At 63.3% G+C, this 10,693-nt stretch carries 9 protein-coding genes; 7 read left to right on the forward strand and 2 right to left on the reverse strand.

Features of this window, described 5'->3' with window-relative positions:
• Together J0I64_RS20535 and J0I64_RS20540 are read left to right on the forward strand one after the other, a co-directional pair.
• The coding region (locus J0I64_RS20535) for a molybdopterin dinucleotide binding domain-containing protein (RefSeq protein WP_291411776.1) at positions 1-1,004 on the forward strand (1,004 nt) is incomplete at its 5' end.
• Positions 1,005-1,138: 134 nt separating this feature from the next.
• Positions 1,139-2,674, forward strand: a complete 1,536-nt coding sequence (locus tag J0I64_RS20540; RefSeq protein ID WP_291411778.1) for a tetratricopeptide repeat-containing diguanylate cyclase — start codon at positions 1,139-1,141, stop codon at positions 2,672-2,674.
• 18 nt (positions 2,675-2,692) lie between these two features.
• On the opposite strand, the gene J0I64_RS20545 is transcribed toward J0I64_RS20540, so the two are convergent.
• The gene (locus J0I64_RS20545; RefSeq protein ID WP_291411780.1) at positions 2,693-4,036 is read right to left on the reverse strand and encodes a pitrilysin family protein; all 1,344 of its coding nucleotides are present in this window, start codon (positions 4,034-4,036) and stop codon (positions 2,693-2,695) included.
• Positions 4,033-5,382 carry a pitrilysin family protein gene (locus J0I64_RS20550; RefSeq protein ID WP_291411782.1) on the reverse strand — a complete coding sequence of 450 codons (1,350 nt, stop codon included), beginning with the start codon at positions 5,380-5,382 and terminating at the stop codon, positions 4,033-4,035. Before J0I64_RS20550 ends, J0I64_RS20545 begins: the two co-directional genes overlap by 4 nt.
• Before the next feature lie 147 nt (positions 5,383-5,529).
• Here J0I64_RS20550 and ettA point away from each other — a divergent pair, with 147 nt between their 5' ends.
• The 5 genes from ettA to J0I64_RS20575 all read left to right on the forward strand — a co-directional run bounded on the left by ettA (position 5,530) and on the right by J0I64_RS20575 (position 10,597).
• Positions 5,530-7,185 carry an energy-dependent translational throttle protein EttA gene (gene ettA, locus J0I64_RS20555; protein ID WP_291411784.1) on the forward strand — a complete coding sequence of 552 codons (1,656 nt, stop codon included), beginning with the start codon at positions 5,530-5,532 and terminating at the stop codon, positions 7,183-7,185.
• A gap of 202 nt (positions 7,186-7,387) precedes the next feature.
• Complete coding sequence (locus tag J0I64_RS20560) at positions 7,388-8,293, forward strand: sulfurtransferase (RefSeq protein ID WP_291411786.1); 906 nt, start codon at positions 7,388-7,390, stop codon at positions 8,291-8,293.
• Between the two features lie 92 nt (positions 8,294-8,385).
• Positions 8,386-9,600 (forward strand): YeeE/YedE family protein, encoded by a 1,215-nt coding sequence (locus J0I64_RS20565; protein WP_291411788.1) that lies wholly within the window; start codon positions 8,386-8,388, stop codon positions 9,598-9,600.
• Positions 9,597-10,004 carry a hypothetical protein gene (locus J0I64_RS20570; RefSeq protein WP_291411790.1) on the forward strand — a complete coding sequence of 136 codons (408 nt, stop codon included), beginning with the start codon at positions 9,597-9,599 and terminating at the stop codon, positions 10,002-10,004. The genes J0I64_RS20565 and J0I64_RS20570 overlap by 4 nt, the downstream gene beginning before the upstream one ends.
• Positions 10,004-10,597, forward strand: a complete 594-nt coding sequence (locus tag J0I64_RS20575) for a hypothetical protein (protein WP_291411792.1) — start codon at positions 10,004-10,006, stop codon at positions 10,595-10,597. The genes J0I64_RS20570 and J0I64_RS20575 overlap by 1 nt, the downstream gene beginning before the upstream one ends.
• Positions 10,598-10,693 lie beyond the last annotated feature (96 nt).

A 10,693-nucleotide genomic window follows, 5' to 3' on the forward strand; every position in this document is an offset into this window, starting at 1 on the left:
ACTCCAACGTGCAGGGGATCGGCACGATCGGGGTGAAGCCGGTGCTGGCGCGCGATGTGCTCAAGCGCATGGAAGAGGTTTTTGGCGTCACGTTCCCCCAGGAAAAGGGGCTCGATACCATGGCTTGCCTCAAGCGCGCCGAGGCGGGCGAGGTGGATGCCGCGGTGATCATGGGCGGCAATCTCTGGGCCGCGACGCCGGATACGGCGTTTTCGAGCCGCGCCATGGGAGCGGTCGGGTTCAAGCTGTTCCTGACGACGACGCTCAATCAGGGGCATGTTCACGGGCTGGGCGACGGCGAGGTGCTGATCCTGCCCGTTACGGCGCGCGACGAGGAGTGGGAGCCGACCACCCAGGAATCCATGTTCAACTACGTTCGGCTTTCGGATGGCGGCATCGAGCGCATCAGCACCGTGCGGCCGGAGAGCTGGATTCTGGGGCAGATCGGCAAGCGGGTGTTGCCGGAGTCGCCGATCGATTTCGACGCATTTTCGGGCCATGCCAAACTGCGCGACGCGATTGCGGCCATTGTTCCGGGTATGGAGGAACTGGCCGATATCGACGTGGCCAAGCGCGAATTTCACATCCGCAACCGGGTGTTGCACGTGCCGGAGTTCGGTACGCTGGATGGCAAGGCGCATTTCGTGGTGACGCCCATTCCGCGGCTCGAAAAGGGCAAGCTGATGCTCGCATCTGTGCGCAGCGAGGGGCAGTTCAACTCGATCATTTATGAGGAAACCGACAGTTATCGCGGCAAGGCGGGACGCTATTCGGTGTTTCTCAATCTCGAGGACATGGCGGCGCGCGGTCTGCGGGAGGGGCAGAAGGTGCAGGTGCGATCGGCCGTGGGCAGGATGGAGGGCGTGGCGACCAGTTTCGACCTGCCGGCCGGTTCGGTGCTCGCCTACTATCCGGAGGCCAATGTGCTGATTGGCACCGAAGTCGATCCGCGCAGCAAGACGCCGGCCTTCAAGTCGGTTCCCGTCGAGGTGTCAGCCATTTAAGGGGACGAGCCGTTAGGCTTGTTCCTTTCCTCTTTGACGTTTGTTTACCCGGCAAGATCATCCTCGGACCAGGCTTTTCCAGCATCGCGGATGCAATGCCCAGTCTGTCGGTTGCAATCGAAGAGGGTTGGCGGATGAGCCGGACGGGTCGTTCGGTCGAAGCCTTCCGACGCGTTCCGAAACTGCTGCGCCAGGCGCGGCGGCGTCGTGATGGCCGCCCCTTTGCCGAACTGCTGACTCAGGCCTCCTGGCTTTGCCTGCAACTCGGCTATCCCGATGCGGGGATCGAATTCGTCATCAAGGCGCGACAGCGTTGGACCGTGCTGGGCGAAATTGCCGGCCGGGCAAGAGCGCAGGCGATCGGCTCCTGGCTGCTCAATGAGGTCGGGTTGATCGACGAGGGTTTTGTTGAGGCGGAGGCCGCGCTCGATCTTGCCAGCAAGGTGGAGGACAAGGGCCTCCTCGCCTTTGCCTATAACTGCAAGGCGACGACACTGGCGCTTTGCCGGCAGGATGGATTGGGCATTCCGCTCTTTGAGCGCGCTCTGGCTCTGATCGATCCCGACAAGAATCCCGCTGCGGCGGCGCTTTATCTGACCAATATTGCCTTCTCTTTCGTCTCTCTGGCCGAACTCGCCGAGGCGGGTGGAAAGGTGGAAGAAGGGCATGGTCATCGTCGGCGCGCCATCGACTATACGCGCCGCGCCATCGAGGCAGCCGAAGGGTGCGGCGACCTCTGGACGCTACGGATCGCCTTCTGCAATGGGGCGGAATATGCGGCTGACCTCGGCTGGTTCGATCTGGCGCAGGACTATCTTGACCGCTGCGAGCAGTTGCCTGGCGAGACCGGCTTTCGCGAGCGCATCCATTTCCTTTTCACCAAGGGCGACATCCTGCGCCGGCTCGGGTCGGTGCACGAGGCGCTGCCGCTATGCGCAGAGGCTGCGGCCCTTGGAGAGAAAAGCAACAACGCCGATATCCGCAGCCAGACGCTGCGACGGCTGGCCGATGTCGAGGCCGATCTCGGGCTTTTCGAGCAGGCGCTGGAGCATTTTCGGGCTTTTCATGATGCCTCGACCTGGCAGATGGGCGAGCTGACGCGCCGACGCTCGATCATCGCCGAGGTGCAGCAGGATTCTGAGCGGCTGCGCCGTGAGGTGGAAGACTATGCCCACAAGGCGGCGCACGATTCGCTGACTGGTCTCAAGAACCGCCGCAAGTTCGAGGAGGCGGTGACGTCGCTCGGCGGCGCGCCCTATGTGCTTGGGATCGTCGACCTCGATCGGTTCAAGTCGATCAATGATACCTATTCTCACCTCACCGGGGACGCTGTGCTGCAACGGATCGCCGGCATGCTCGAAAGCCCGGATTTCGATTGGCAGGCGTACCGGCTTGGTGGCGAGGAGTTTGCCCTGTTGCTGCCGCGCGCCACCATGGATGACGCGCGAGCTGCGGGTGAGCACCTGCGCAGGAAAATATCCTGCGCGCTCTGGAGCGATCTGGGGCAGGGCCTCGCCGTCACCATCAGCCTCGGCCTGGCCGAAAGAAACGACCGGGATCGGTCCACCGTCATGGCGGAAGCGGACAGGCGGCTCTATATGGCCAAATCCCGCGGGCGCAATCGCGTGGTCAGCGACGACTCCGTCGATACTTTTAGCTACAGCGCCTGAGGTTCGGCGCGTCGGACACTATGGTGCGACCTCTGCCTCGGCCTTTTCGGCGCCGGGACCGACCTGGAGAAGGCTCGGTTCCGTGCTGAAAATGCGTTCGGCGACGCGCTTGATGTCTTCGGCCGTCACGGCCTCGATGCTCGTCCGGCGCTCGTCGACATAGTCGATGGGGAGGCCCTTCAACTGCTGCACCACCATGGTGCTGGCAATGGCCACCGAGGACCGCAAATGGTTGATGGGGTATGCGCCGACGAGATACCGCTTGGTACGTTCGAGCGCGGCCGGGTCGGGACCATCCTCGATCATCTTCCCGATGGTGGAGCGAATGACGTCGATGGCTTGAGCCGACTGGTCGGGGCGGGTCGAGGTGCCGATGGTCAGGGCATCTGCCTGCTTCAGATTGACCAGGCCGCCCGAGACGCCATAGCTCAGCCCGCGCTTTTCCCGCACTTCGCGGTTGAGTTCGGACACGAGGCTATTTCCTGCCAGCATTTCGGTCATCACGTCGGCCGCGAAGTAGTCGGGGTCGCTCTCCCTGATGCCGGGATAGGCAAGGTTGATCGAGGTCTGGGGCAGGGGATAGTCGACTGCCACGTTCTGCCCGAAGCTCAGTGCCGCAGGAGGGATCGCGGCGAGTTGCGGGTCTGCCGGCAGCGCGCCGAAAATGGCGTCGATCATCTTGCCGGCCGCTTCTGCGTCGAGGGCGCCGACAATGCCGATCTTGAGATTGCTGCGGGCAAAGAGCGCCTTGTGGAAGCCGCGCAGGTCGTCGGCTGTGATCTCGGGCAGGCTCGTTGCCGTGCCTTCGAGTGGGCGGGCATAGGGGTGATTGCCGAAAAGGGTCTCGTTCCACATGCGGCCTGCGGCATAGCCGGGGTCCTGGGCGCGCGAGGCGATGCCGGCCAAGACTTGCGCGCGCATGCGGTCGATAGCCGACTGGTCAAAGCGAGGCTCATTGACGGCCAGCGTCAGGAGTTCCGTTGCGCCCTCACGCTGGTCGGCGAGCATGCGGGCAAAGCCGGTGAAGAAATCGAAATTGGCCGAAAAGCCCATTTCCAGACCGACGTCATCGAGCCTGGTTTGGAAGGCATTGCTGTCGAGATCGCCGGCGCCTTCGTCGAACAGGGAGGACATGAGGGAGGCAAGGCCCACCTTGTCGTCGGGATCCTGGGCAGCGCCGCCCTCGAAGGCAAAGGCGATGGTGACGATGGGCACGGTGTAGTCTTCGACCATGCCGGCCTGGATGCCGCCCGGCGAGGTGATGGTCTTGAATGCGACGTCTGCCTGGCTGGGAAGAGCAAAGCCTAGGAGCATCAGCGGCGCTAGAAGCGCGGGCAGGGCGTGGCGGATGGTGCGGATCACTGTGTTTTCTCCTCGGCGAGGGGAAGCAGATAGCCCGTAACCGCAGTGGCCGGGCGGAGATATTTGGCGGCGACGGCCTTCACGTCGTCGGCCGTGACAGCGCGAATGCGGTCGGGCCACGCGGCGACGTCTGCAATCGAGCGGTCGGTGGTCAGCCAGATCCCATAGGTCTGAGCCAGGTTGACCTGATCGTCCTGCGCGAAGATCGTGCTGCGGATGAGATGGGTTTTGACCCGATCGAGTTCGGCCTCGGAAATGCCGTTGGCGATGATGCCGTCGATCTCGGCATTGATGGCGTCTTCAAGCGCCTCGAGCGTCGTGCCCGGGCGCGGGGCGCCGTAGAGCACGAACCGGCCGTAGTCGAACGCGCTGCCGTCGTAGCTGGCGCGGGCCTGTGCAGCGATCCCGGCCTTGACCACCAGGGCCTGATAGAGCCGGCTCTGCGGGCCATCGCTGAGGATTGCCGAGAGCACGTCGAGCGCTTCGCCTTCGCCGGCTTCGGCCTGGCGATAGCTCGGCACGACCCAATGGCGCGTAAAGCTTGGGAGCGACACGCGAGCGTCGTGCAGCGTAACGGTGCGGCTGGTTTGCGCTGGTGGTTCCTGCAGGCGCTGCCGGGGCGGTAGGTCAGGGCCGCGCTCGACCTTGCCGTAGCTCTGCTCGGCCATCTGCTTGACGGCCTCTGCGTCGACATCGCCGGCCACGATGACGAGGGCATTGTTGGGCGCATAGTGCTGGCCATAGAACGACAGCGCGTCGTCGCGACCAAGCGTCTCGATCTCGTGCGCCCAGCCGATCACTGGAATACGATAGGGGTGGTTCTGGAAGAGCGTTGCCGACACCTGCTCGGCAAGGATCGAACCGGGTTGCGACTCGACTCGTTGCCGACGCTCGTCGAGCACGACGGAGCGCTCTGCGTCGATGACCTCTTCGGGCAGCACAAGGTTACGCATGCGGTCGGCTTCGATGGCCATCATGTCGCTCAGGGCGTCGGGCGGGACGGTTTCGAAATAGACGGTGATGTCGGGCGTGGTGAAGGCGTTGAGTTGGCCGCCAAGCTCGTTGACGGCGCTTTCGAGCGTACCGGCGGGATATTTTGCAGTGCCCTTGAACATCAGGTGTTCGAGGAAATGGGCGACGCCAGATTGGCCCGCCGGATCATCGGCAGCGCCGGTGCGGTACCACACCATATGCGTCACCACCGGCGCGCGGCGATCGGGAATCACAACGAGTTCGAGACCGTTCTCAAGGGTGAAATGGCTCACGGCGGGAGGTGGGCTTTCCTGGGCGGCCACGGGCAGGGCCGTGACAAGGGCGGCCACAAGGGCGATCGTCGGACGGTTCATGGTTCGGCGCGTTCTCCATTTGTGAGGCTGGACGCAGGTGTGCGGCGGGATCGAAGGCGGAAGCAACCGGCCAAACCGGTCGGCGGTTGCTTACCAGAGGGCTATCCCCTAAATACGGCGCAAATTTCTTAGCTGAGGATCGCCGCCATGGCCCGCCAGTTCATCTATCACATGCACGGAATGTCTAAGGCCTATTCCGGCGGCAAGAAGGTGCTGGATAATATCCATCTTTCTTTCTACCCCGATGCCAAGATCGGCATTCTGGGCCCGAACGGTTCGGGTAAGTCGACGCTGCTCAAGATCATGGCCGGCATCGACACCGAATTCACCGGCGAAGCCTGGGCTGCCGATGGCGCCAAGGTGGGCTATCTCGCCCAGGAACCGCAGCTTGATCCGGCGCTGAACGTGCTCGGCAACGTCATGATGGGCGTCAAGGAAAAGAAGGACATCGTCGACCGCTACAACGAGTTGATGATGGAATATTCCGACGAGACGGCCGACGAGGCCGCCAAGCTCCAGGACGTCATCGACAGCCAGAATCTGTGGGATCTGGAATCACAGGTCGAAGTCGCCATGGAAGCCCTCGGCTGCCCTCCGGGCGATGCCGATGTGACCAATCTTTCGGGCGGTGAAAAGCGCCGCGTGGCGCTCTGCGCCCTGCTGCTGTCGAAGCCCGACCTGCTGCTGCTCGACGAACCGACCAACCACCTCGACGCCGAAACCACGGCCTGGCTTGAACGCCACCTGCGCGAATTCGAAGGCGCGGTGCTGATCATCACCCACGACCGCTACTTCCTCGACAACGTCACCGGCTGGATTCTCGAGCTCGATCGTGGCCGCGGCGTGCCCTATGAAGGCAACTATTCCGCGTACCTCGACGCCAAGGCCAAGCGCTTTGCCCAGGAAAAGAGCGAAGACGCTGCCCGCGCCAAGGTTCTTGAGCGCGAACGCGAATGGATGGGCCAGAGCCCGCAGGCGCGCCAGTCCAAGTCCAAGGCCCGTCTCAAGGCCTATGACGAACTGGTCAAGATCAACGACGCCCGTACCCAGTCGCACACCGCGCAGATCATCATTCCGCCCGGCGAGCGTCTCGGCCACAACGTCATCGATGTGGAAGGTCTTTCCAAGTCGTTTGGCGATCGCCTGCTGATCGACAACCTCACCTTCAAGCTGCCCCCCGGCGGCATTGTCGGCATCATCGGCCCGAACGGCGCAGGCAAGACCACGCTCTTCAAGATGCTGACCGGTCAGGAAAAGCCCGATAGCGGCACTGTCACGGTCGCCGAAAGCGTGCATCTCGGCTATGTCGACCAGAGCCGCGACGCGCTCAACCCGAACAAGACCGTTTGGGAAGAAATCTCAGAAGGCGACGACATCCTGATGCTCGGCAAGCGCGAAATGAACTCGCGCGCCTATACCTCCACCTTCAACTTCAAGGGTGGCGACCAGCAGCAGAAGGTCGGCAATCTCTCTGGTGGTCAGCGCAACCGCGTTCACCTGGCCAAGATGCTGAAGTCGGGCGCCAACGTGCTGCTCCTCGACGAACCGACCAACGACCTCGACACCGAAACGCTCGCCGCGCTCGAAGAAGCGCTGGAGGAATTCGCCGGCTGCGCAGTGATCATCAGCCACGATCGTATGTTCCTCGATCGTCGGGCGACGCACATGCTGGCCTTCGAAGGCGACAGCCACGTCGAATGGTTCGAAGGCAACTTCCAGGACTACGAGGCCGACAAGGTCCGTCGTCTCGGCGCAGATGCCGTCAATCCGAAGCGCGCAACGTACAAGCCGCTGACGCGATAAGTTTCAAAGGGCGCGGTGAGGACCGCGCCCTTCTTGTTTTTGGAATCAGGGCCGGGGTCCTGGCGTGTCGTAGAAAATCGTTCTCAAAGTCGGGTTGCTCGGAGAGGGCTTTTGCCTCTTCGTCGCCACATTTGGGGCCACACGCTTCGATTTCTCTACCTGTCCAGTATAGATTTCCTTCAATTCATTTTGGAGGATTGCCATGCGTTTCGCATCGTTCGCCGCCGCCGCTGCTTTTGTTGTTGCGGCTCCTGTCATTGCCTTTGCGCAGGACGTTACCCCGCTCGTGACCGCCCAGTGGCTGCTTGAGCACGCTGGCGACGAGAATGTGAAAATCATCGATATCCGCGACAAGATCGACGAGACTGATCTCGGCGATCTGCCCTACATCGCCAATGCCGCTGTGGCTCCATATGCGAGCGCGGGCTGGCGTACCGAAGTTGACGGCGTGCCGGCGCAGATCCCCCCGACCGAACAGATTGCCAAGCTGATCGGCGGCCTGGGTGTCGATGGCGACGACCATGTGATCATCGTGCCGTGGGGCACTGACTCCTCCGAATTCGGTGGCGCGACCCGCGTCTACTGGACCTTCAAGTATCTCGGCCATGATGCCGTCTCGATCCTCGATGGCGGCTGGCGCCAGTATGACGCCGTTGGTGGCGAGCGCGTTGCTGAGGCTGCCGTTCCGGTTGCGGCCGAGTTCCCGGTCAATGTTCGTCCCGAGCTCCGCGCCACGACGCCGGACGTCGAAGCCGCTCTCGCCGATGGCACGAAGCTCATTGATGGTCGCCCGCAGGAGCAGTTCCTTGGCCAGTCCAAGAGCCCGGTGGTTCGTATCGAAGGCACCATTCCTGGCGCCGTGAACATTCCGCACTCGACGCTCTATAGCGCCGAATATGCAAGCTTCGCGCTGCCCGAGACCATTGCCGCGCTCGCCAAGGGCGCTGGCCTCGCACAGGACGAGAAGAACATCGTCTTCTGCAATACCGGCCACTGGGCTTCGATCGCCTGGTTCGCCCTGCATGAAGTTGGCGGCAACAAGAACACTGCCATGTACGATGGCTCGATGGCCGAATGGGCTGCCGATCCGTCGCGTCCGATCCAGTAAGATCGCCGCACGTCAGCACTGATCGGGATTTGGATGTTGCGCCGCAAGGTTGCAGCATCCAAACCTTTTAGAACTTCTGCATTTTGAGAATCATGAGCGATATTTCCGCATCCGCGCCAAAGTTCCTGCCGCCCGCCGTGGTGGATAGGGCGCCGCTTTTCGTCGCCGCCGCAATGCTGCTGGCCGGTTTTGCTTTCATCACCTGGCAGGTCGACCTGCGCCAGGGCACGCTGTTCCTGATCGGCGGCGGTTTGGGCGTGGCGCTTTACCACGGCTCGTTCGGCTTTACTGGCGGCTGGAAGCGCATGGTCGTTGAAAAGCGTGGTCGCGGCATGCGGGCGCAGATGCTGACCATCGGCGTCGCGGCGCTGGCGATGATCCCGCTGGTGGCCGCCGGCAATATCGGTGGTCAGACCATGGTTGGTGCGATGGCGCCGGTCGGCGTTTCCGTGCTGCTGGGTGCGGCCATCTTCGGGCTCGGCATGCAGCTGGGCGGCGGTTGTGGTTCGGGCACGCTCTTCACTGTGGGCGGCGGCTCGGCGCGCATGCTGGTGACGCTGGTTTTCTTCATCATCGGCGCTGTCATCGGCACGGCGCATCTGCCGTTCTGGCTGCTGCAGCCGGCGCTGCCGGCGATCAGCCTTGGTGCCGAACTCGGCGTCGGCTTTGCCATTGCGGCGACCATTGCCGGTCTTGCCATCGTAGCGCTGATCACTGCCGTCATCGAAAAGCGCGTGCACGGCAATATCGAGCCTGAACCGGCTCCGGCGCGTCAGGGCTGGACTTGGATTCTCTATGGCCCGTGGCCTCTGGTCGGGGCAGGGCTCGTGCTTGCGCTGCTCAATGTCGCGACGCTGCTGCTGGCCGGCCATCCCTGGTCGATCACCTATGGCTTTGGCCTCTGGGGCGCCAAGATCGCTTCTGCGGTTGGCATTCCGGTGGCGAGCTGGGAGTTCTGGACTTGGCCGGCACAGGCGCAGGCGCTGAATTCCAGCGTTCTGGCCGATACGGTTTCGGTGATGGATTTTGGCCTTGTGCTCGGTGCCGCTGTGGCCGCGGCCATTGCCGGCAAATTTGCACCCAAGGCCAAGCTGCCGCTCGGTTCGCTGCTGGCCGCCGTTGTTGGCGGTTTGCTGATGGGGTATGGGGCGCGGCTGTCCTTCGGCTGCAATATCGGGGCGCTGTTTTCGGGCATTGCGACAGGCAGCCTTCATGGTTGGCTGTGGTTTGCTGCCGCCTTTGTCGGTTCCTTCGCGGGCGTGTGGCTGCGCCCCTTCTTCGGTCTTGATGGGTTCGCCAAGAAATGAGCGCACGCAACACTCTGCTTTTCGGTGCCGCGCTCGCTGTCACCACTGCCGCTATTGCCTATGACCATGTGACGAACCCGGTGCCGCCGCGCCCGACGGCGCAGGCCACGGCCTCGTCCGGCTCGGCGCCGTGTGCGGCCGGGGCAGCGCCGTGCGCCGCTGGCGCAGTTGCGCCCTGTGCCGCCGGGGCGCCCGTCGCTCCTTGCGCCGCTGGTGCTCCGGCCAAGGCGGCGCCACCGCCTCCGCCTGCCCAGCCGCCAGCACAGAAGGCGCCACCGCCGCCGCCACCGGCCCAGCGTCCCGCTGATGCCGCGCCGGCGCCGGCCAAGGCCGCGCCGCCCGCTGCGCCGCTGCACAAGCCTGCCGTTCAGGAAGCGCCGGATCTGGCGATCGAGACCAACTGATGACCTCGGCCCGCGAACAGGCGCTGCACGAAATTGCCTTTTGCGAGACCATTCTCGCAAAAGGCGGCCTCAACGTGCTCAGCGAGACGTTTCGCGGCGTGGCCGATATCGAGGCCTGGGAACACTATCCGCCCGGCGACGTCTTCGACCCTGCCAGCAATGCGCAGTGGTTCTATCATTGTCATCCGGCCGAAGCGGGTGCGGCGGAGCATGGGCACTTCCATTGCTTCCTGCGTCCAGACGGGCCGGAGGGTCCGATCCACCACCTCGTCGCCGTTGGCGTCGATGGCAATGGGCGGCTGTTGCGGCTCTTTACCGTCAATCAGTGGGTGGTGGGCGACGACTGGGCCGATGCGGAAACGACCGTGCCCCTGCTTGGCCGCTTCGACATGCAAATGCCTTCGCCGTCATACCTCGTCAATCGCTGGCTCACGGCCATTGTCATTGCCTATGAAGACGAGATCGCCGAGTTGATCCGCCAACGGGATCGCGTTCTTGCGGCTCATGTGGCGCCCGATGGTGGCGCCGCGCGCGAGGATCGGGCGCTCGAGGTCACTTCCCAGTTCGAGCCGGACACCAAGCCTCACCATTGAGGCGAAAGAAAAATTCGGTTTTTTCGTTGCCTGGGGGAACCAAGCGCCACGGACCGCGTTTGGGTCGAATGCTGGATCCTGCGTGGTTCCGGTTAC

It is taken from the genome of Devosia sp. (assembly GCF_017307565.1).
Lineage (GTDB): Bacteria > Pseudomonadota > Alphaproteobacteria > Rhizobiales > Devosiaceae > Devosia.